Annotated in this window: 18 protein-coding genes; 7 read left to right on the top strand and 11 right to left on the bottom strand. The window is 59.9% G+C overall.

From position 1 onward, the window contains the following. Positions 1 to 63: 63 nt before the first annotated feature. A complete protein-coding gene (locus tag ACWKV9_RS09390; RefSeq protein ID WP_483835826.1) occupies positions 64 to 897 on the bottom strand; it encodes an ABC transporter permease in 834 nt (277 codons plus the stop codon). Continuing rightward, complete coding sequence (locus tag ACWKV9_RS09385; RefSeq protein ID WP_483835825.1) at positions 894 to 1,895, bottom strand: aliphatic sulfonate ABC transporter substrate-binding protein; 1,002 nt, start codon at positions 1,893 to 1,895, stop codon at positions 894 to 896. Before ACWKV9_RS09385 ends, ACWKV9_RS09390 begins: the two co-directional genes overlap by 4 nt. Before the next feature lie 305 nt (positions 1,896 to 2,200). On the opposite strand from ACWKV9_RS09385, the gene ACWKV9_RS09380 reads away from it, so the two are divergent. From ACWKV9_RS09380 to ACWKV9_RS09350, 7 genes are all read left to right on the top strand, one after another. Beyond that, a complete protein-coding gene (locus ACWKV9_RS09380; RefSeq protein WP_483835824.1) occupies positions 2,201 to 3,319 on the top strand; it encodes an MFS transporter in 1,119 nt (372 codons plus the stop codon). Positions 3,320 to 3,562: 243 nt separating this feature from the next. Then, positions 3,563 to 4,243 carry a hypothetical protein gene (locus ACWKV9_RS09375; RefSeq protein WP_483835823.1) on the top strand — a complete coding sequence of 227 codons (681 nt, stop codon included), beginning with the start codon at positions 3,563 to 3,565 and terminating at the stop codon, positions 4,241 to 4,243. 107 nt (positions 4,244 to 4,350) lie between these two features. Then, positions 4,351 to 4,890 (top strand): methylated-DNA--[protein]-cysteine S-methyltransferase, encoded by a 540-nt coding sequence (locus ACWKV9_RS09370; protein WP_483835822.1) that lies wholly within the window; start codon positions 4,351 to 4,353, stop codon positions 4,888 to 4,890. Positions 4,891 to 5,013: 123 nt separating this feature from the next. Next, complete coding sequence (lexA, locus tag ACWKV9_RS09365; protein WP_483835821.1) at positions 5,014 to 5,631, top strand: transcriptional repressor LexA; 618 nt, start codon at positions 5,014 to 5,016, stop codon at positions 5,629 to 5,631. Continuing rightward, positions 5,631 to 6,248 (top strand): translesion DNA synthesis-associated protein ImuA, encoded by a 618-nt coding sequence (gene imuA / locus ACWKV9_RS09360; protein WP_483835982.1) that lies wholly within the window; start codon positions 5,631 to 5,633, stop codon positions 6,246 to 6,248. The genes lexA and imuA overlap by 1 nt, the downstream gene beginning before the upstream one ends. Before the next feature lie 7 nt (positions 6,249 to 6,255). Beyond that, positions 6,256 to 7,686 (top strand): Y-family DNA polymerase, encoded by a 1,431-nt coding sequence (locus ACWKV9_RS09355; RefSeq protein ID WP_483835820.1) that lies wholly within the window; start codon positions 6,256 to 6,258, stop codon positions 7,684 to 7,686. After that, positions 7,683 to 10,784: an error-prone DNA polymerase gene (locus ACWKV9_RS09350; RefSeq protein WP_483835819.1), complete on the top strand. Its 3,102-nt coding sequence runs from the start codon at positions 7,683 to 7,685 to the stop codon at positions 10,782 to 10,784. Before ACWKV9_RS09355 ends, ACWKV9_RS09350 begins: the two co-directional genes overlap by 4 nt. Positions 10,785 to 10,914: 130 nt before the next feature. Here ACWKV9_RS09350 and ACWKV9_RS09345 read toward each other — a convergent pair whose 3' ends face one another. The 9 genes from ACWKV9_RS09345 to ACWKV9_RS09305 all read right to left on the bottom strand — a co-directional run bounded on the left by ACWKV9_RS09345 (position 10,915) and on the right by ACWKV9_RS09305 (position 22,010). Beyond that, positions 10,915 to 11,688, bottom strand: a complete 774-nt coding sequence (locus ACWKV9_RS09345) for a 3-hydroxybutyrate dehydrogenase (RefSeq protein ID WP_483835818.1) — start codon at positions 11,686 to 11,688, stop codon at positions 10,915 to 10,917. Between the two features lie 10 nt (positions 11,689 to 11,698). After that, positions 11,699 to 13,090, bottom strand: coding sequence for a GntP family permease (locus tag ACWKV9_RS09340; protein WP_483835817.1), 1,392 nt, complete (start codon positions 13,088 to 13,090; stop codon positions 11,699 to 11,701). Between the two features lie 313 nt (positions 13,091 to 13,403). Continuing rightward, positions 13,404 to 14,819 carry a sigma-54 interaction domain-containing protein gene (locus tag ACWKV9_RS09335; RefSeq protein ID WP_483835816.1) on the bottom strand — a complete coding sequence of 472 codons (1,416 nt, stop codon included), beginning with the start codon at positions 14,817 to 14,819 and terminating at the stop codon, positions 13,404 to 13,406. A 56-nt stretch (positions 14,820 to 14,875) separates the two neighbouring features. Next, on the bottom strand, positions 14,876 to 16,459 hold the full coding sequence (locus ACWKV9_RS09330; RefSeq protein WP_483835815.1) for an ABC transporter ATP-binding protein: 1,584 nt from the start codon (positions 16,457 to 16,459) through the stop codon (positions 14,876 to 14,878). 1 nt (position 16,460) lies between these two features. Next, the gene (locus ACWKV9_RS09325) at positions 16,461 to 17,483 is read right to left on the bottom strand and encodes an ABC transporter permease (protein ID WP_483835814.1); all 1,023 of its coding nucleotides are present in this window, start codon (positions 17,481 to 17,483) and stop codon (positions 16,461 to 16,463) included. Continuing rightward, positions 17,483 to 18,547, bottom strand: a complete 1,065-nt coding sequence (locus ACWKV9_RS09320; RefSeq protein ID WP_483835813.1) for a microcin C ABC transporter permease YejB — start codon at positions 18,545 to 18,547, stop codon at positions 17,483 to 17,485. The genes ACWKV9_RS09325 and ACWKV9_RS09320 overlap by 1 nt, the downstream gene beginning before the upstream one ends. Continuing rightward, positions 18,547 to 20,415 carry an extracellular solute-binding protein gene (locus ACWKV9_RS09315; RefSeq protein WP_483835812.1) on the bottom strand — a complete coding sequence of 623 codons (1,869 nt, stop codon included), beginning with the start codon at positions 20,413 to 20,415 and terminating at the stop codon, positions 18,547 to 18,549. The genes ACWKV9_RS09320 and ACWKV9_RS09315 overlap by 1 nt, the downstream gene beginning before the upstream one ends. 327 nt (positions 20,416 to 20,742) lie before the next feature. After that, the gene (locus ACWKV9_RS09310) at positions 20,743 to 21,024 is read right to left on the bottom strand and encodes a peptidylprolyl isomerase (protein ID WP_027898593.1); all 282 of its coding nucleotides are present in this window, start codon (positions 21,022 to 21,024) and stop codon (positions 20,743 to 20,745) included. Between the two features lie 104 nt (positions 21,025 to 21,128). Then, entirely contained in the window at positions 21,129 to 22,010 is an 882-nt protein-coding gene (locus ACWKV9_RS09305) for a lipase family alpha/beta hydrolase (protein ID WP_483835811.1), read from the bottom strand. Positions 22,011 to 22,147: the final 137 nt, after the last annotated feature.

The raw sequence follows: 22,147 nt of genomic DNA, 5'->3' as shown, positions 1-22,147 counted from the left end.
TCTGAAACCGGTTTCAGGAAACACCATGGCAAGGCGTTCGTCAACACGGCTTCAGATGAAAGGTTATTCCTGGAGGGGTTTCAGCTTGGGCGAATCGGGGTTCAAGCGGGCAGGGGATTTGCTGTTGCCGCTGTAGGAATCACGCCAGGCAAGGAAACGTTTTTCCAGCGCAGCCAATATGCCATCGCTCAATTTTCCAAGTACGGCTAGGACGATGATCGCTGCCAGCACGATGTCGGGCCTTGAGGTTTCACGGCCGTCGCTGAGTAGATAACCAAGCCCCTTGGTGGCGGCGATCAATTCGGCAGCCACCAGAAACATCCACGACAGGCTCAGCCCGCTGCGCAATCCGGTGAACAAACCCGGCATGGCGGCGGGGAGAAACACGTGCAGAGTCATTTGCTGCTGACTGAAGCCGAACACTTGCCCGACCTCCACCAGCTTGCGGTCGATGCCGCGAATCGCCGCGACACCGTTGAGGTACACCGGAAAGAACGCGCCGATGGCGATCAGCACTACTTTCGAGGTCTCGCCGATGCCCAGCCACAGCAGTAACAGCGGCACCCAGGCCAGACTCGGAATCGAACGCAGCCCGGCAAATGTCGGTTCCAGATAGGCCTCGGCTTCGCGGCTCAGTCCGACCCAGGCGGCAAAAAACAGCGCCAGACTGGCGCCGATGGCAAAGCCGCTCAGAACCCGGATCAAGCTGGCGCCGATGTGCTTCCAGAGCGCGCCGTTGGCAAGGTCGGTCAGGGTCACGGCGATCTCACTGGGCGCCGGCATCTGGTAGGACGGCACCCAGCCGATGCGTACGACGATTTCCAGCAGGACAATGATCGCCACCGGGACTGCAAGCCCCTTGAGGCGGGTGCGCCACTGTCCGGTCAACGTCTTCATGGCTTGCCGATCACCGCTTTGGAGAAGCTCGGATCGATCAGTTGGTCGATGACCTGATCGACGTTCACGCCTTTGCGCACCAGCTCTTCGGACACCAGGATCGGTGCCGCGGCTTTGGAGGCGGTGACGTCCTTGTCAGTCAGTTGCGGGCTGTTGAGGTCAGTGCGGGTCAGTTGAAGTTTGGCGACATCCAGCGGCAAGCCTGACTCGGTGGACAGCAGTTTGGCGAACTCTTCCGGATTCTTCAGCGCCCATTCACGAGCCTTTTCGTACGCGCTCAACACAGTTTTGATGGTTTCAGGGTGTTCCTCGGCGTAGGTCTCTGTGACGCTGACCACGCCATAGCTGTTGAAGTCCTTGTTGCGATAGAGCAAGCGCGAGCCGGCCTGAATTTCGCTGGCAGCCATGTGCGGATCAAGGCCGGCCCACGCGTCTACGTCGCCTTTTTCCAGCGCGATGCGACCGTCCGGGTGTTGCAAGTGCAGCAGTTCAACGTCGTCTTTGGTCAGGTGAGCTTGCTGTAGGGCGCGCAGGGTAAACAAGTAGGGGTCGGTGCCTTTGGTGGCCGCGATCTTCTTGCCCTTGAGATCGGCGACGGTTTGCAGGGTTGAATCCTTGCGCACCACCAAGGCGGTCCATTCGGCGCGGCTGTACACGTAGACCGATTTGATCGGGCTGCCGTTGGCCCGTGCCAATACCGCCGAAAGGCTGGCGGACGAGGCGAAGTCCACGCCGCCGCTGTTCAAGTACTCCAGCGAGCGGTTGCTGCCCTGGCTGAACACCCACGTCACTTTCGATTGCGGCAGAGCTTTTTCCAGCCAGCCGAAATGCTTTAGCACCAGGCTCACGGGCGAGTAGTAGGCGTAATCCAGATGCACTTCGGCGGGCGGCGCTTCGGCGGCCTGAACGCCTGATTGCAGACCCAAAGCCAGGGCGAAGGCTGTGGCCAAACGGGTGAAAGGTAGGCGCAGCGCATTGAAACGGGGGAGTTGAGTCATCATTGTTTTCCAATCTGCATTCAGGAACGGCCAGTGGCATGCTTATTTCGAAATGAGCAGTACAGATGCCGACGTACTATTTAAATGGAATATTGCAGGCTCTGTGCCATGTTGCTGGAGCGGTGATTTTGCGGGCTGGAACTGTTTTAGAAGGAGATCAGAAGGGTGGTTTAGCGACAGTCTGTTGATGTGCTGTTGCTGGGAAAACACTTGAGGTGGCTGCAACAAAATCGTCACATGCAGGTTGTCAGATGACTGGCGGCACAGCATTCTATCGGTCCAATTGTTTCAGGGTCTTTCTGCACATGTCTGCCGCTGCCCGTGATGCCGACCACGCCTCTCGCCGCTCGGCGATCGTTCTTAGTTTGTGCCTGCCCAGCGATGTGCTGCTGTACCTTTTGCTCCCGATGAATGCCGACGCTTTCGGCATCTCCCTGGCCCAGGCCGGTGTTCTTCTGGCCGCCAATCGGCTAGTACGTATTTTTGGCTACAGCTACGTAGTGCGCTTCTTCGCCAGCCGAGGCGATCGCCCGACGGTGATGCTGGCGGCAGGCGTTGCGGCCGTTTGCGCGCTGGGTAATTCGTTCATTTCTGGCTTCTGGTGGCTATTGATCCTGCGTCTGGGGTGGGGCCTGGCCTACGCCGCTCTGAACCTTTCCACCCAAGTGCTGGCGACCTCAGAACCCGGCGGCGCGGCCCGGCGCTCAGGTCGTTCGCGGGCATTGATCGCCATCGGTCCGATGATCGCCTTGCCCGTCGGCGCGTTGATCAGCCTGCATTTCGGACCACGATTGATTTTTCTGATCCTGGCGTTTGCCTCGCTATTGGGGTTGTGGGTAGCCCGTGGCTTGCCGGACAAGGCCCACCCCATGCCGCCTGCCAGCGGCCGTCGCTTCAAAATGCCCGACAGCGTGGCGGTGTGGTCCTTCGTTGAAGGCGTGGCACTGGACGGTTTGTTCATCTTCGGCTTGTCGTTGCAGGCGCAAGCGGTACTCGGCGGCAATGCGGTGTTTATCGCGGGAGTGCTGCTGGCCCTGCGTTACGCTTCGGAAATGCTTCTGAGCCCTCTGGGTGGACGCGCTGCCGACACTTTTGGCGCAGTGCAAATGCTGGTGGTGTTTTCTGCGCTGACCGCCCTTGCCCTGACAGCCTTCGGCTTTCACTGGCTGATCATCGGAGCCGGTGGTGTGCTGATCCTGCGAGCCTTGCAATTGCCGTTGGTTACGACTCTGGTTGCGCAACGCAATCCGGGCGCCAGTCGCGTGCAGGCGCTGGCTTCCAATGCGGTATGGCGTGATGTCGGGGCAGGGGTTGGCCCTTTGTTGGCGGGGGTTTTACTGCCGGTTGCCTCGGCGTCCTGGGTATATTCGCTGGCGGGACTGGCAGTGGTCGCCAGTGCGATAGTCTGCAGTCTGCGCAGGTGATTTGGGCTGGATAAAGGTATGATCTTGCTCCGGTAAATCTGCGGTACTTAGCGACCGTTCGGCGAATATTTCGCTCAATCAGGCACTTACGTGCAACCTTTCAGGCGTTTTCGCCTCTTACCCTCATTCTTCATACCGCAATAAATCGCTGCCAAGCTGTGGCGAGTATCAAACAGCCAGCTCACAAGGACGTAGCAGCCGGGCCGCAGGCGCCCACCACGTACTATAAGAACTCAGGCCATCATGACTTTTTTCAAATCCTCAGCTCTATCCCACCCTCTGCGCCGCATCGCCTATTTCCTGTTGCCCGTATTGCTTCTTTGCTCCGCCGTGGTGTTCTTCTCGGTGGGCAGAGGTGTCCATGCCGAACCGAAAAACGGTACGCAAACCCTGGTCTTTCTGCGTCACGCGGAAAAGCCCGACATGGGGCTCGGCCAGTTGAATTGTCAGGGTTTGAATCGCGCCATTGACCTTTCGACCCTGCTGCCCAAAGAGTTTGGTAACGCCAACTTCATCTTCGCCGCCAACCCCAGCCGGCATGTAGAAGAAGGCGAAGGCGACCATTCTTACAGCTACCTGCGCCCCCTGATGACCATCAGCCCCAGCGCCATCAAATTGGGTCTGCCGGTCAACATCGACTTCGCCGCCAACGACACCAGCGATCTGGCCGACGAGTTCATGCGCGACAAATACCACGACGCCACCATCTACACCGCCTGGTCCCACGGCTATCTGCCAGAGCTGATCAACAAGGTGGCTGAAGAGGCCTCCGGTAAAAAGGTCAAGCTGTTAGACGACTGGGTCGGCGATGACTTCGACTCCGTGCTGGTGCTGACCCTCAAGTGGGTCAACGGCAAGGCGTCGCTGGAGTATGAGAACTACAAGCAGAATCTGAATGGCGGCGAAGAGGGTTGTCCAACCTGAGTCGCTGCCACAGCGTGGGTGATTGAAACGGTGTGACGGGGTAATCTTTCGGTTTGCCCCGCCAGTACGGATCAAACCGTGTTGCCCCCGTTGATCAGGAACACCCGATGACCCTCATCTACCGCTTCATGGATTCCCCGGTGGGCCAGCTCAAGCTGATTGCCAGAGGGCAAATGCTGGTAGCGATTTTGTGGGAAAACGACCGCCCGAACCGCATCCACCTTGGTCCTATGACGCATGACCTGAACAGCGAAATTCTCCAGCGTACCGAACAGCAATTGAACGAGTACTTCGCTGGCACGCGTACCAGTTTCGAACTCAATCTTGATTTTTCCGGCACCGACTTTCAGAAGAAAGTCTGGCAAGCCCTGTTGACCATTCCCTTCGGCGAAACCCGCACCTACAGCCAGATCGCCCATCAAATCGGCAGCCCTGCGGCAGTCAGAGCGGTGGGCGCTGCCAACGGCAAGAACCCGATTTCAATCATCGCGCCGTGTCATCGGGTGATTGGCATGTCCGGTGAATTGACCGGGTTTGCCGGTGGGTTGGCGGCCAAAGAGTTGCTGCTGAGGCTTGAGGGGTGGGATGGCAATCGGTTGAAGAACCGCGTCGCGGTTGAGAATGCCGCGCAGGCCTCGTTGTTTTAGGGCAGCTGCATTGCGGTTTTGATTCTGGCCGGAGGCCCTAGGAGCGCCGCTTGCTTGTTCTTCTCTTGAAAATCTTCTGCCTGACCAAAGGCCCTAGCCAAAAAACCTCCCAATGGAGTACAAATGTACTCCATGACGACCTTATCTCCCCGCCGTACCCAAATTCTCGCCTTTATCCGTGATCGCATTGCGCAGAACGGACAGCCGCCGAGCCTTGCTGAAATCTCTGAAGCCTTCGGTTTTGCGTCGCGCAGTGTGGCGCGCAAGCACATTGTGGCGTTGACCGAGGCCGGGCTGATCGAAGTTACCGCCAATCAGGCGCGGGGCATAAGACTGGTGTCTGCCAGCCCCAGACCTGAATTACTGGAACTGCCCGTGCTCGGTCGCGTGGCAGCGGGCTTGCCCATCGGGCCGGACATCGACACCCATGACACATTGCTGCTGGACCGTGGGACTTTCTCCCGCGTACCGGATTATCTGCTGCGGGTCAAAGGTGACTCGATGATCGAGGACGGCATCCTCGATGGCGATCTGGTGGGCGTGCAGCAAAGCGGCGAGGCCCATGAGGGGCAAATCGTTGTGGCGCGGCTGGACGGCGAAGTGACGATCAAGCGCCTGCACAAAGGCGAGCAGCAAATCCAGTTGCTGCCACGCAACCCGGCATACAAGCCGATCATCGTTCATCCCGATCAGGACTTCGCCATTGAAGGCGTGTTCTGTGGCCTGGTGCGACGCGAATGATGGGCGCAGTGGTCAGCCTCGACGCGCTGCTCGATGAGCGTCGAATCTGGAAAGGCCGTCCTGCGGTCCAGCCCGTCGCCGCGCAACCCACCGGGCATGCGTTGCTCGATGCCGCGTTGCCCATGGGTGGCTGGCCGCCGTCTGCGCTGAGCGAAATCCTGATTCCGGCCGATGGCAGTGGTGAGTTGCGATTGCTCTGGCCGACGCTGGCCCGTCTGGCCGAGAGCGGCGAACGCATTGTGCTGGTGGCGCCGCCCTACGTGCCGTATCCGCAGGCCTGGCAGGCGGCGGGGATTGATCTGCGGCAACTGGCGGTGATCGAGGCCAACGAGCGCGATGCCTTGTGGGCGGTTGAGCAATGCCTGCGTTCGGGCAGTTGCGGCGCGGTGCTGTGCTGGCCGAAGAAGGCCGATGACCGCGCGCTGCGAAGACTGCAGGTTGCCGCCGAAACCGGCGAAACCCTGGCGTTTGCCTGCCGTCCGCAACAGGCCGCTGCCAATCCGTCGCCGGCAGCGTTACGCCTGGCCATCGACGTGCGCCCGACCCAATTGCGGGTGCTCAAATGCCGAGGCGGTCTGGTGCCGCTGACGCCCATTCCCTTCGCGACCGACGCTTGAGGTTCCTATGCTCTGGGCCTGTGTCCTGTTGCCGCAACTGGCGCTGGACGGCGTTTTGCGTCGTCGCGCCGATCCTGAACAACCGCTGGCGCTGATCAGCGGCACGGCCCAGCGGCGTGTGTTGCAGACCGTTAACGCAGCGGCTCGCGAACTGGGTCTGCGTCCGGGTCAGTCATTGACCGCCGCCCACGCCATGACCCATGGCTTCGACACGGTCGAATACGAGCCCGCCGACACCGAGCGCTGGCATCGGTTATTGGCTGCCTGGGCCTACCGATTCAGCTCTCAGGTCAGCCTGAAATACCCACGGGTGTTGCTGATGGAGATTGAATCAAGCCTGGGTCTGTTCGGCCCATGGCCGGTGTTTGAAGCACGTCTGCGCCATGAACTGACCGCTCTGGGTTTCACTCACCGTATCGTCGTGGCGCCCAATCCGGTGGCGGCGCGCATGCTCGCCAATGGTCACGACGGGCTGTCGGTGACCTGTAATGACAGCCTGCTGCAGATCATCGAGCAGATGCCGGTCAACCGCATTGGCCTGAGCCGCGAGGCCTCCACCGCTTTTGCGCGCATGGGCTTGCACACGTTGCGGCAAGTGCTGGCATTACCTCGGGAAACCCTGGCCCGACGCTTTCCGGCGCAGGTGTTGCAACATCTGGACACCCTGGTCGGGCGCAGGCCTGTGGCGCTGGAGTGCTACCTGCCACCGGACTTTTTCGACATCCGCCTCGAGCTCAATTTCGACGTGGAATCCCATCAGGCGCTGCTGTTTCCGCTCAAACGTCTGATTTCCGATCTGGCTGCGTTTCTGGCCGGGCGCGACAGCGGCGTGCAGCGCTTCATCATTCATCTGGAGCATGTGCCGAGTGTGACCGGTGCTGTGCCGGACACCCTGGTGCCGATCGGATTGCTCAGCGCCGAGCGTGAAGTGAACATGCTATTTGAACTGGCGCGTGGGCGACTGGAGCAGATTCAGGTGCCAGCGCCGGTGCGCGCCATGCGCCTGCACGCTCGGGATCTGCCGGCCTTCGTGCCCACCCACCGCGAGCTGTTCGACGAGCGCCCGCAACAATCGTTGCCGTGGGAGCAGCTGCGCGAACGTCTGCGCGCGCGGCTGGGGGATGAAGCGGTCAGCGGCTTGCGCGCCCATGCCGATCATCGTCCCGAATGTGCGTGGCAGCCGGGCCTGATCAGCAAGACCACCAGCCCCGCGCCCTTTGTCCCGCGCCCCGGCTGGCTGTTGCGTGAGCCTGAGCCGCTGCACGAATCCAGCGTCCGGGTGCTGGCAGGTCCCGAGCGCATCGAGTCCGGCTGGTGGGACGGCGGGGATGTGCGGCGCGATTATTTCCTCATCGAAACCCGCTCCGGTCAGCGCGCCTGGGCCTATCGCCCGGTGGGTGACGACAGCGGCCTGTTGCTGCACGGCTGGTTTGCATGAGCGGCGAATATGCGGAGCTGCATTGCCTGTCCAACTTCAGTTTCCAGCGCGGAGCCTCCAGCGCCAAGGAGCTGTTCGAACGGGCGAAACTGCACGGCTATCAGGCGCTGGCGATTACCGACGAATGCACGCTGGCCGGCATCGTGCGGGCCTGGCAGGCGTCGAAGGATGCCGAACTGCCGCTGATCATCGGCAGCGAAATGAGCATCGACCAGGGCCCGAAAGTGGTGCTGCTGGTGGAAAACCTGACGGGCTATCAGACCCTGTGCGGGCTGATCACTCAGGCGCGTCGTCGGGTGAAAAAGGGCGAGTACCGGCTGCTACGCGAGGATTTCAAAACCCCCATGAGCGGGTTGCTGGCGTTGTGGGTGCCGGACTTGCAGGAAGACGCCGCCACGCTGGGTGAGCAGGGCCAATGGCTGGGTGGGATATTTCCCGACAGTGCGTGGCTCAGCGTCGAGCTGCATCGTGGGCCGGACGATGAAAAGCGTCTCGCGCACTTGCTAACACTCGCCCGTGAGGCAGACATTCCTGCCGTAGCCTGTGGCGATGTACACATGCATGCTCGTGGTCGCCGCGCCCTGCAAGACACCATGACCGCAATCCGGCATCACACCACCGTCGCTGAAGCGGGCCATCGATTGTTTGCCAATGGCGAGCGGCATCTGCGTCCACTCTCCATGTTGGCGGACGTATACCCCTCGCACTTGCTGGCCGAAACCCTGCGCATTGCCGGGCGCTGTACCTTCGATTTAAGCCAGCTTCGCTATGAGTACCCCCATGAACTGGTGCCCAAGGATCACACCGCAAGTTCATGGCTGCGCCAACTGACCGAGGAGGGCGCACGTTTTCGCTGGCCCGAGGGCGTCCCGACCACAGCTCGGGCCAACCTTGAAAAAGAGCTGAAAGTCATCGCCCAGATGAAGTACGAAAGCTACTTCCTCACGGTGCAGGACATCGTCGCCTTCGCCCGTGAGCGCGGGATTTTGTGTCAGGGCCGGGGCTCGGCGGCCAACTCTTCAGTGTGTTTCGCCCTGCGCATCACCGAGCTGGACCCGGAAACCAGCAACTTGCTATTCGAGCGGTTCATTTCCACCGAGCGTAACGAGCCACCGGACATCGATGTGGATTTCGAGCACGAGCGCCGGGAAGAAGTCCTGCAATACGTGTTTCGTCGTTATGGCCGGGGCAGGGCAGCGCTGACGGCGGTAGCCAGCACTTATCACGGGGCTGGCGCCGTCAGGGACGTGGCGAAAGTGCTGGGCTTGCCGCCTGATCAGATCAACGCGCTGGCCGATTGCTTCAGCCGCTGGAGCGATTCGATGCCGCCCGCCGAACGTCTGCGCGAGTGCGGCTTCGATCCGGACAGCCCGATCCTGCGCCGGGTGATGACGCTGACTGGTGAGTTGATCGGCTTCCCCCGGCACCTGTCGCAGCACCCCGGAGGTTTCGTGATTTCCGAGCATCCGCTGCACACTCTGGTGCCCGTGGAAAACGCGGCGATGGCCGATCGCACGATCATTCAGTGGGACAAGGACGATCTGGATCTGGTCGGACTGCTCAAGGTCGACATTCTGGCGTTGGGCATGCTCACGGCGATACGCCGCACCTTCGATCTGGTGCAGCTGCATCGCCAGACCCACTGGACCCTGGCGACTGTCCCGCAGGAGGACAAACCGACTTACGAGATGATCAGTCGCGCCGACACCATCGGCGTGTTCCAGATCGAATCCCGTGCGCAGATGTCGATGCTGCCGCGCCTGCAGCCCAAAACCTTTTACGACCTGGTGATCGAAGTGGCCATTGTCCGGCCGGGACCGATCCAGGGCGGCATGGTGCATCCGTATCTGCGGCGGCGCATGGGCGAGGAGGAGGTGACGTATCCCTCCGAAGAACTCAAGGCCGTGTTCGAACGAACCCTGGGCATCCCGCTGTTTCAGGAGCAGGTCATGCAACTGGCGATCGTCGCCGCCGATTACTCCCCCGGCGAAGCCGATCAGTTGCGCCGTTCCATGGCCGCCTGGAAACGCCATGGCGGGCTGGAGCCCCATCGCATCCGGCTTGGTGCGCGGATGGCCGAAAAAGGTTATTCCCAAGACTTCATTACGCGGATTTTCGAGCAGATCAAGGGCTTTGGCAGCTATGGGTTTCCCGAGTCCCACGCCGCAAGTTTTGCGCTGCTGACCTACGCCAGTTGCTGGCTCAAATGCCATGAACCGGCGGCGTTCACCTGCGCGCTGATAAACAGTTGGCCGATGGGTTTCTACAGCCCCGATCAACTGCTTCAGGACGCACGACGCCACCACATTGAAATCCGCCCGGTGGACGTGCGTTATAGCGACTGGGATTGCTCGCTGGAGCCGGTTCAAAGCGCGGAATACAACCAGAATCTGGCGATCAGAATGGGCCTGCGCATGATCCGTGGCTTTCGCGAGGAAGACGCCAAACGTATCGAAGCCGTGCGCGCTGTCCAGTCATTCAGCGACGCCACTGACCTGTGCCTGCGAGCCAGTCTGGACAATCGCGCGCGCGAATCCTTGGCCGACTCTGGTGCGCTGCGGGGCTTGATCGGCCATCGTCATAGGGCGCGTTGGGAAATCGCCGGGGTCGAGGCGCAGCGACCGCTGTTCACCGATCAATGCACCTCCGCTGAACCGCAAGTGGCGCTGCCGCTTCCCAGTGTCGCGCAGGATCTGGTGGCCGATTACCAGACCCTCGGCACCACACTGGGCCCGCACCCGATGGCCTTGTTGCGCGGCAAACTGGCGGCCAAGCGCTTTCGCAGCTCCAAGGATTTGCTGACGCTGGAACATGGCTGCACGGTCAATGTCGCAGGCCTGGTGGTCGGGCGGCAACGGCCGGGAACCGCGAGTGGAGTGACCTTCGTCACGTTGGAAGACGAGCACGGCATGCTCAACGTGGTGGTGTGGCTGGACTTGGCCGAGCGTCAGAGAAAAGTGCTGGTGGGTTCGCAATTGATGCAGGTGTTCGGCAAGTTCGAGTACCAGAAAGGCGTGCGCCACGTCATCGCCCAACGGCTGTTTGACCTTACGCCACTGCTGACCGGGCTGGACGTGCGGAGCCGGGATTTCAAGTGATTGAGCGCAGGACATATCCTGTAGGAGCCAACTTGTTGGCGAGGCGGTTGTACGGGTGAGTCCCGATCTGCCGTCTCGCGAATGAATTCGCTCCTACAGGGGGTGCCCCCTGAAAACACCGATTGGGCGCCTATCGAGCCAACCACCCTCCATCAATATTCCACGCCGCGCCCCGCACCTGCGCGCCGGCTTCGCTGCACAGAAACAACGTCAACTCGCCCAGCTGCGACGGCGTGACGAACTCAAGCGAAGGCTGCTTCTCGGCCAGCAAATCGGTTTTCGCCTGTTCGAGATCACCGGTCTCGGCGCCGCGATCATCGATCTGCTTCTGCACCAGCGGCGTCAGCACCCAGCCGGGGCAGATCGCGTTGCAGGTGACGTTGCTGGTGGCCGTTTCCAGGCCGACGACTTTGGTCAGGCCGATCACGCCATGCTTGGCGGCCACATAAGCCGCTTTCCCGGTAGAACCCACCAACCCATGCACAGAAGCAATATTAATGATCCGGCCCCAGCCTTTGGCGCGCATGCCAGGCAGGGCGAGGCGGGTGCTGTGAAACACCGACGACAGATTGATCGCGATGATCTTGTCCCAGCTTTCTACCGGAAAATCTTCCACCGCATCAACGTGCTGGATACCGGCGTTGTTCACTAGAATGTCGACGCCGCCGAACTCGCGCTCGGCGTAGGCGATCATGTCGGCGATCTGCGCCACGTCACTGACGTCGGCGGGGTGATGCCCGACCTTGCCGCCGCCGTGCTGTTTTACTTGCTCGATGACTGCCGAAGCGTCACCGAAACCGTTAAGCACCAGATTGGCCCCGGCCTTGGCCAGGCTCAGCGCGATGCCCAGGCCGATGCCGCTGGTGGAACCCGTGACCAGTGCGGTTTTGCCCTGCAGACTCATGTTCGATTCCTCATACGATGCCGGTTGCATAGAAGGTGCCGATCACCACAAAGACCGCCAGGGTCTTGATGATGGTGATGCTGAAAATGTCCTTGTAGGCCTCGCGGTGGGTCAGCCCAGTGACCGCCAGCAAGGTGATCACCGCGCCGTTGTGCGGCAGCGTGTCCATGCCGCCGCTGGCCATGGCCGCCACGCGGTGCAGGACTTCCATCGGGATGTTGGCCGCGTTGGCGGCGGCAATGAAGCTGTCGGACATCGCCGCCAGTGCAATGCTCATTCCGCCCGAGGCGGAACCGGTGATACCGGCCAGCAATGTCACAGTGATCGCTTCGTTGACCAGCGGGTTGGGGATGCTCTTCAAGCCGTCCGCCAACACCAGAAAGCCGGGCAGGGAAGCGATCACTGCGCCAAAACCGTATTCCGACGCGGTGTTCATGGCCGCCAATAATGCGCCACTGACGGCACTTTTACTGCCTTCGGCAAGCTTGGTGCGCACCGCGTTGAAGGCGAACACCAGCACGAACAAGATGCCCACCAGCAACGCCGCTTCAACGGCCCAGATGGCAGTAATTTTGCCGATTTCCGTCTGCACCGGCGCGGCCATGCCCGGCAGTGAGAGGGTGTGGGTTTTGCCGTACCACTGGGGAATCCAGTGAGTGAACAGCAGGTTCATGATGCCGACCAGCAACAGCGGCGCCAGGGCAATCCACGGGTTGGGCAACTGGATGTCTTCTGGCGTATCGGGCTCGTTGCGCAACTCGGTGCCGTAGCCTTCGCCGGCGCGTTGCGCCTTGTTGCGCTGGCGCTGGAGAAACAGCATGCCGGCGCAGAACACGAAGATCGTCCCGATCAGACCCAGCCATGGCGCGGCCCACGCCGTGGTGTTGAAGAAGGTCGAGGGGATGATGTTCTGGATTTGCGGGGTGCCGGGCAGGGCGTCCATGGTGAACGAGAATGCGCCGAGAGCGATGGTGGCGGGAATCAGCCGCTTGGGGATATTGCTCTGGCGGAACATCTCCGCCGCGAACGGGTAGACCGCGAACACCACCACGAACAATGAGACGCCGCCGTAAGTCAGCAATGCGCAGACCAGTACGATCACCAGCATGGCCTGTTTGGTGCCGAGCAAACGGATCGCCGCCGCGACGATAGAGCGCGAAAAGCCGGACAGTTCGATCAGCTTGCCGAACACTGCGCCGAGCAGGAAAACAGGGAAGTAGAGTTTGACGAACCCCACCATCTTGTCCATGAACACCCCGGTGAAGGCGGGCGCAACGGCAGAAGGATCGGTCAGCAACACCGCGCCGAGGGCGGCGATGGGTGCAAAAAGAATAACGCTGTAACCACGGTACGCAGCCATCATCAGCAGTGTCAGCGCTGCCAAGGCAATGATCACACTCATTGAGTGTCTCCTTTTTATTGTTTTTAGGTGCGGTCGAGCCGCTAGTAAAGCGTTAGCGAAATTCGTGCCAGAGAGGTAAGTGGTTGATTTATCGGCACTTATTCGAAATTAGCCCGTCTTGCTTGGTTATTCGTCTCGAAATGGAGATGCCTCTGCCAACGCAGGCGCCTTGTAGGAGCTGACGAGCTGCCGAAGGCTGCGATGCAATATGTCTGACACACTGCAATCGCAGCCTTCGGCGGCTCGTCAGCTCCTACAGGCCTTATGTATGGCCCCAGCACGTACCCGTCTCAATAAATAGATATGAGTCTCTTTACTGAGACTCAACAATCCCCAGCACGGCCATCTTCTTGTACAGCGTAGAGCGCCCGAGCCCCAACTGCTGGGCCGCAAGGATGACATTGCCGTCGCACTGGGCAAGCGTGGATTGAATCAATGCCCGATCAAAACGCTGTCGGGCCTCGGTGTAGGTTTCCACACAGCCAGGCTCGTCGGGCTTGGGCCTGGTGGTTTCCACCGGCACCAACGTACCGATCGCTGCGCGGATTTCATGGGCATCGAGCAGCAGGTCATCGCTGAGCAGCGCGGCCCGTTCCAGCACATTGCGCAGTTCACGGATGTTGCCAGGCCAGGCGTGCTGTCCGAGCATCCGCAGCGCTGCAGGTTCAAGCTCATGCTGGCTGCGCAGATCTTCAAGGATCGCTTCGCTCAACGCGGGCAAATCGTCCAGGCGCTCGCGCAGGGGCGGGACCTGAATCGGCAGCACGCTCAAGCGGTAAAACAAGTCAGCCCGAAACTCACCACGTTTGATCGCGGCCTCAAGGTCCGTGGACGTCGCCGCGATCAGGCGGATATCGCTCCTGACCATCTCGTTGGAGCCGACAGGCTCGTATTCCTTTTCCTGCAACACCCGCAGCAACTTGCTTTGCAACGGCAGGGGCATGTCGCCGATCTCGTCGAGAAACAAGGTGCCGCCTTCTGCCAGGTGCAATTTGCCGTGACGGCCCTTGCGCTCGGCCCCGGTAAAGGCGCCAGGCGCGGTGCCGAAAAATTCCGCTTCCAGCAGAGATTCCGGGATCGCCGCACTGTTGATGCTGACAAAAGGCTTGCCTGCACGGGGCGACGCGTTATGGATGGCATGGGCCAGCAGCTCTTTACCGGTGCCGGTTTCGCCGAGCAGCAGCACCGGCGAGTCGGCACTGGCACTGCGGCGCGCCCGCCGTTTGACCTCAAGGCTCGGCGCGCTGGTGCCAATGAAGTGCGCGAAGCTGTATTTGGCTTGGCGCGCACGCAGCAGCGATCGGGTCGAGGCCAGTTCCTGCTGCATGCTCAGATAACGTTTGAGCAGCGGGGAGAGGGCGTGCAGCTCATCGAACAGCGCAAAGCCGATGGCGCCGATCACCCCGCCCACGTCGTCATGGATGGGCAGGCGCATAACCACCAGCGGGTCTTTGGCGGTGTCCATCATGTCCAGCAATATCGGCTGTCCATCGCGGGCGACCTGACGCAGCAGACTGCCGGGGATGACCTTCTCGCAGGGCTGCCCCACCGCCAGGCTGGCGTCTTCCAGACCAAAACGCCGCGCGTAGCGTTCGTTGATCCAGACGATCCGGGCTTCCTTGTCGACGATTACAGTACCTTCACTGGACTGCTCGATGATTTCGAACAGCGAATGGATCGCAAGCCGACGTACGCGTCGGTAATCCTTGAGGCTGTCACTGTCTTTCATGCACTGTTCCGTCGTAACGCTTTTCGGCATCTGGCCGCGCAGACTGCGGTGTTGACTCAGTTGAAACCTGGGTGCGCCGCTGCCAGTAACTCCCGGGTGTAGGGATGCTGCGGTGCATCGAACACATCATGGCTGGCGCCGCGCTCGACCACCTTGCCGTCCTTGACCACGATCAGGTCATGGGCCAAGGCCCGGACCACCGCGAGATCGTGGCTGATAAACAGATACGTCAGGCCGTGCTTTTCCTGCAATTGGCGCAACAGCGCAACCACCTGCTTCTGCACGGTACGGTCCAGTGCAGAAGTGGGTTCATCCAGCAGGATCAGGGCAGGTTTGAGCACCAGCGCACGGGCGATCGCGATACGTTGCCGCTGACCGCCGGAAAACTCATGGGGGTATCGGTGCCGACTCATAGGGTCGATCCCGACTTCTTCCAGTACACGAATGACCTCGTTTTCGCAGCAGACCTTGTCCAGTTCGCTGTGCACCTCCAGCCCTTCGCTGATGATTTGCGCCACCGACATGCGTGGGCTGAGGCTGCCATACGGGTCTTGAAACACCACTTGCATCTGTTTGCGCCAAGGGCGCATTTGCTTCTGGGTCAGGGTGTCCAGCGACTGGCCCTTGAACCGAATACTGCCACGTGATTCCAGCAAGCGCAGGATTGCCTGACCAAGTGTCGATTTGCCCGAACCGGACTCTCCGACGATACCCAGGGTTTTCCCGCGCTCGATGCTCAGGCTGATGTCATCCACCGCCTTCAGGTATTCCTGATGACGGCGGAAAATCCCGCCGCCCATGGAAAACCAGACCCGCAGATTATCGACTTCGAGCACTTTCTCGCGGGTGTCGCGGGGCAGTGGTTCGCCCGCAGGCTCGGCATCCAGCAACAATTGGCTATAAGGGTGTTGCGGGTTTTTGAACAATAAATGGCAATTGGACTGTTCGACGATTTCACCGGCACGCATCACACACACACGCTGGGCGATGCTGTGCACCAGATTCAAATCATGGCTGATCAACAACAGCGACATGTTCAGCCGTTGTTGCAGCTCTTTAAGCAGCAGCAGGATTTTGCGCTGAACAGTGACGTCGAGCGCGGTGGTCGGCTCGTCGGCAATCAGCAGTTCCGGCTCGCAGGCCAGGGCCATGGCGATCATCACCCGTTGCCGCTGTCCGCCGGAAAGCTCATGAGGATAGGCTTTCAGGCGTTTCTTGGCATTCTGGATGCCCACCAGTTCGAGCAGTTCGAGGATGCGTTTTTGCGCCGCGCGTCCGGTCATGCCCTTGTGTAGCAGCAGGGTTTCGCCGATCTGCTTGGACACGGTGTGCAGTGGGTTGAGCGAGGTCATCGGCTCCTGAAAGATCATCGCGATCTGATTGCCGCGAATCTCCCGCAGCACCTTGCCGTCGGCGCCGAGTAGTTCCTGACCGCGATAGAGAATGCTGCCGGTGCTGACCGTGCCCGCCTGGGGCAACAGTTGCAGGATCGAGTGCGCCGTCACCGACTTGCCGGAGCCTGATTCGCCCACCAGCGCCAGGCATTCGCCCGCCGGGATATCCAGGCTCAGGTTTTTGACCACGGTATTGCCGCTGAAGGACACCGACAGGTCACGTATTTCAATCAAGTGCTCAGACATGTCAGGACCTCGGGTCGAAGGCATCACGCAGCGCCTCGCCTATGAAAACCAGCAGCGACAGTATCAGCGCCAAGGTGAAAAAAGCGGTAAGGCCCAGCCATGGCGCTTGCAGGTTCTGCTTGCCCTGGCCGATCAGCTCGCCCAATGAAGCGCTACCAGCCGGCATGCCGAAACCGAGAAAATCCAGCGCCGTCAGTGTCGATATCGCGCCGGTCAGAATGAACGGCAGATAGCTCAAGGTCGCGTTCATGGCGTTAGGCAAAATGTGCCGCATGATCACTTTGCGGTCATTGAGCCCCAGCGCTCGGGCAGCTTTGACGTACTCCAGATTTCGGCCGCGCAGGAACTCGGCGCGCACCACGTCCACCAGCGCTAGCCATGAAAATAGCGCCATGATCCCCAACAGCCACCAAAAGTTGGGCTCGACGAAGCCCGACAGGATGATCAGCAGGTACAGCACCGGCAGCCCGGACCAGACTTCCAGCAGGCGCTGGCCAAGCAGGTCCACCCAGCCACCGTAATAGCCCTGTAAAGCGCCGGCGGCGATGCCGATCAGCGCACTGATGACGGTCAGTGCCAAGGCAAACAGGATCGACACGCGCGAGCCGAAAATCACCCGGGCCAGCACGTCGCGGGCCTGGTCGTCGGTGCCCAGCCAGTTCACCGAGGACGGCGGACTTGGCGCCGGTTTGTTCAGCTCATAGTTGGGCGTGTCGTCACTGAACGGAATCGGCGGGAACAGCATCCAGCCATCGCCTTTTTCGATCAGTTTCTGCACGTAATCGCTGCGGTAATCAGGCTGGAAGGGCAGTTGCCCGCCGAACTCCTGCTCGGTGTAGCGCTTGAAGGCAGGGAAGTACAACGAGTGTTGATAACTGAGCACCAACGGTTTGTCGTTGGCGATCAACTCGCCGCCCAGGCTGATCAGAAACAGGCCACAGAACAGCCACAGTGACCACCAGCCGCGGCGGTTGTTACGGAAGCGCTCGAAACGTCGGCGAGCCACCGGAGACAGTCTGCGCATCAAACGTTCCTCGCGCTGAAGTCAATTCGGGGATCGACCAGGGTGTAGCAGATGTCGCCTACCAGCTTAATAAGCAGACCGAACAGGGTGAAAATGAACAGCGAGCCGAACACCACTGGATAGTCCCGCGACACCGCCGCCTCATAACTCATGCGCCCCAGGCCATCGAGGGAGAAGATCACCTCGATCAACAGCGAGCCTGCGAAAAACACGCTAATGAATGCCTGGGGGATGCCAGCGACCACTAGCAGCATGGCGTTGCGAAACACATGGCCGTACAACACGCGGCGTTCGCTCAGGCCCTTGGCCCGCGCCGTCACCACGTATTGGCGCGTGACTTCATTCAGAAAGGAGTTCTTGGTGAGAATGGTCAACGTCGCAAAACCACCAATCACCAGTGACATGACCGGCAATACCAGGTGCCAGAAGTAGTCGGCAATCTTGCCCACGGTGCTCAGTTGATCGAAGTTCTCCGACACCAGACCGCGCACCGGAAACCAGTTCAGCGACGTGCCGCCGGCGAACACCACCACCAGCAACATGGCAAACAGAAACGCCGGCATTGCGTAGCCGATAATGATGGCGGTACTGGTCCAGATATCAAAATGGCTGCCGTGTTTCACCGCCTTGCGTATGCCCAGCGGGATCGACACCAGATAGGTAATCAGCGTCGCCCACAGCCCGAGGGAAATCGACACCGGCATCTTCTGCAAGATGAGGTCTGTGACCTTGGCGCCCCGGAAAAAGCTGTTGCCGAAGTCCAGCCGCGCGTAGCTGGTGAGCATCAGCCACAGGCGCTCATGCAACGGCTTGTCAAAACCGTATTGGTGCTTGATGTCTTCAATGAGCTTGGGGTCTAGCCCGCGACTGGCGCGGGATTGCCCGGCGTTCATGGTTTCGGTATGACCGGCGCCGATGGAACCGCCCGCCACCCCTTGCAGCTTGGCGATGGCTTGCTCAACCGGACCGCCGGGCGCTGCCTGAACGATAAAGAAATTCACCAGCAGGATGGCGAACAGCGTAGGGATGATCAGCAGCAGGCGCCGCAACAGGTAACCGAGCATTACTTCACCTCCGTGGGAATGGCCGAGGCGCCACGTTGTTTGGCGAACTGCTCGTTGGTCAGCGCTTGCGGGCTGACTTCCCACCAGGTGTCGATGGCTTCGCTGTTGCTGGCTTGCACTTTCGGAATGCCGAAACGGTTCCACCAGACCGTCGACGAGCCCGGCGGGTAGTAGTTGGGAATCCAGTAATAACCCCACTGCATGACCCGATCCAGCGCGTGGGCGTAGTCGACCATCGCCGGTTTGTTGTCGGCCGTGGCCAGGCCGTTGATCAGGGTGTCGATGGCGGGGTCCTGCAGCACCATGTAGTTGCTGGAGCCCGGGTCTTTCGCCACTTTGGAGCCGAAACTGTTGTATAGCTCCACCCCCGGCGAGGTCGATACGTTGTAGCCGGTCACGATCATGTCGTAGTCCCTGGCCATGACGCGGTTCAGGTACTGGGCTGAGTCGATGCGACGAATCTCGAAATCGATGCCGATCTGCGCCAGATTGCGTTTGTACGGCAGCAGGATCTTCTCGAAACCGCTCTGGCCGTTCAGGAAAGTGAAACTCAACGGCTCGCCGTCGGCGTTGACCAACTGGTCGCCCTTGGGCATCCAGCCAGCTTCTTCGAGCAGGGCCAAGGCCTGCAACTGCTTGTCGCGGATGAACCCGGTGCCATCGGTTTTGGGTGTTTCGAAGACAGTGGTGAACACTTCAGGCGGGATCTGCCCGCGCAATGGCTCAAGGATTTTCAGTTCCGATTCGGTCGGCAGTTGCGTGGCCGCCAGATCGCTGTTGGAGAAATAGCTGCTCTGGCGGATGTAGACGTTGCGCATCATCTGCTTGTTGGTCCACTCGAAGTCCCACAGCATCGCCAATGCCTGGCGTACCCGGCGATCCTGGAATTTCTTGCGGTCCAGATTGAACACGAAACCCTGGGAGCTTTGCACCGCGCCCTTGGCAAGATGCGCCCGCTGCAAGCGGCCTTCGGTCAGCGCATCACCGGCGTAGCCTATGGAATAACCGGTGGCCGAGAACTCACGGTTGTAGTCATAACCGCCGCCGCGCAACACCTGACGCGCTACGTCGATATCACCGAAGTACTCGACGTTGAAGTGGTCGAAGTTGTACAGCCCGCGCGCTACCGGCAAATCCTTGCCCCACCAGTCCGGGTTGCGCTCGAACGTGATACTGCGTCCGGGATCGACCTTCCCTATGCGGTACGGGCCGCTGCCGACAGGGGCTTCAAAATTGCCGGCGTCGGCGAAATCACGGGTTTTCCAGAAGTGTTCGGGGAAGACCGGCAATGACGCCAGATCCAGCGGCAGGGTGCGGCTCTGGTTGCTCTTGAAATCAAAGCGTATCTGGGTCGGTGATTCGACCTCCACGCTTTTGACGTCCTCGAACTCGGTTCGGTAGGAAAGGCTGCCCTGGGTCATCAGCAGGTTGTAGGTGAAACGCACGTCATCGGCGGTGATAGGCGTGTCATCGGCAAAGCGTGCTTTCGGATTAAGAAAAAATCGCAGCGACATGCCGTCAGCCGCGCGTTCCATCTTCTCGGCAACCAGGCCGTAAACGGTATAGGGCTCGTCCAGCGAACGCACAGCCAGGGGAGAATAAAGGAGCCCATTGACCTGGGACACGCCCGTGCCTTTATCGAGGTACGGCATGATGTGGTCGAACTGACCGATTTCCAGCGCTGAGCGCCTCATGCTGCCGCCTTTTGGGGCGTCCGGATTGACGTAATCAAAGTGCTGGAAATTTGCAGGGTAGCGGGGAGCTTCTCCGTAGACGGTTAATGCGTGTTGGGGGGCGGCGGACAAGGATTGAAAACCCGAGACAAGGGCCAGCGTTGCAACCATCAGCGATGAAAAAACAAAACGCATTAAACGAATCCTGACTGATGCCCGAAGCCAAGCATCAGGGTTGAGAGTCTCGGGCGGGTAATGATTACCCGGGCCACTGTTCTTGTTCGTTACCTCTGGTGCCAAGGTACCGGATTTCAAGGGTCGGTTGTAACCGCATGATGCGTGCTGAATATGAAGATCGACATAGTGTCGCTGCCGGCTTTTGGTCCGCAATGCTCGATCAGCGGGGATATGCGCCAAAACGAAGCAATTTCTTTGCCGCAATCGCCCCTTCCTTAATAGCTGCGACGAAAACAAAACGGCCCGCTATAAAAGCGGGCCGTTTTAGACGAGCGGTGCGAGGCATTAATCCTGGCGGCTGGTCACTTCAAGCAGGTGATAACCGAATTGGGTCTTGACCGGGCCTTGAACGACGTTCACCGGTGCGCTGAATACCACGGTATCGAATTCTTTTACCATCTGGCCTGGACCAAACGATCCCAGGTCGCCACCTTGACGGCTGGAAGGGCAGCTGGAATTGGACTTTGCAACCTCGGCAAAATCAGCGCCGCCTTCGATCTGAGCTTTGAGTTCGTTGCACTTCTCTTCGCTGGAAACGAGGATGTGGCGGGCAGTAGCTTTGGCCATTTGAGTGTTACTCCTGTGAAAAAAAGAAGAGCCTACCGGATTAAGGAAGGTTTTTTCCAATAAAGTTCCTGACCGTTCCTCGCTTCGGCCAATGGCCATTGGTGCTACAGGCCTTTACCGCTGAGCCTTACAGCGTGCTCGATATAGAGCGCAACTGGGTCGATGTCAGTGCGCACGACTGCTGCGCTTTGGTTGATCGTGTCCATGTGGTCCATCGGATAATCGGATTTGATCACGTAACCCAAGTGCGAACTCAGTCGCCCGACGAGACCATCATTGAAGTCCTTTTCTCTTTCAAACAATAGCGCGAGGCTTCGGCACGCCAGGTGCAGGGGATCGAGGGCGTTCTTGCCCTCTCTTAGCAGGTTGCCGCCAATACAGCCGCTCCACGAGTAGTAACCGACGCCGTCGACCCATTCCGGGCCGCTTTTGCCCCAGATTGCGGGTAATCCCTGGGGGTATTTGACGTTAAAGGCGCTGACGCCCGCCGTGGTCAGCGCGTCGAGGGCTGCGATCGGATCTTGTGGCAAAGACTGATCGCCACTGAGCAATGCCAGGAACTGCGAGAAGCCTTTGATCAAGGGGGCGGCGACTTTTTCCGGCAATGCGCCAGGTTCAAGGGCCGCTCGCACGCGGTCTGCGACCTCGGAGCCATGATTAGGGCCACTGATGGAGGTTACCGAAGCAACCACATCAGGCCGGTGGGCAGCTACGTAGCGCGAAGTCAACGCGCCTTGGCTATGACCGAACAGGTTGACCTTGGTAAAACCGGTCCTTTCCAGAAAGCGCTCGATTTGCTCAAGCAACTGCTCACCGCGTTTTTCGTTGTCGTGGACGCTGGAGATGGCTGGCACATGCACTCGGCACCCGGCTTTTTCCAGCGCCTCCTGGATGCCGTAAAACATGTTGTAAGAGCCAATGCGGTCAAAGCCAAAAAGGCCATGGACCAGAAAAATAGGGTATTTGGTCGTCACTTCCGTGTGCATGAAAAGATCCGGGCAGGTTGCGGGGCGATGACGATATCGAGGTCGTGAATAAATTAAATGGCGGGTTAAGCGGGGAGTTGTAGATCCGCGCGCATGTTTGCGTTGGGTTGAATACGCTGTCCGGTCTGCAGATTCGG

The organism is Pseudomonas corni, from assembly GCF_057128765.1.
Note: the sequence above shows the minus strand (reverse complement) of the source record. Positions and strands in the feature narration are given on the sequence as shown.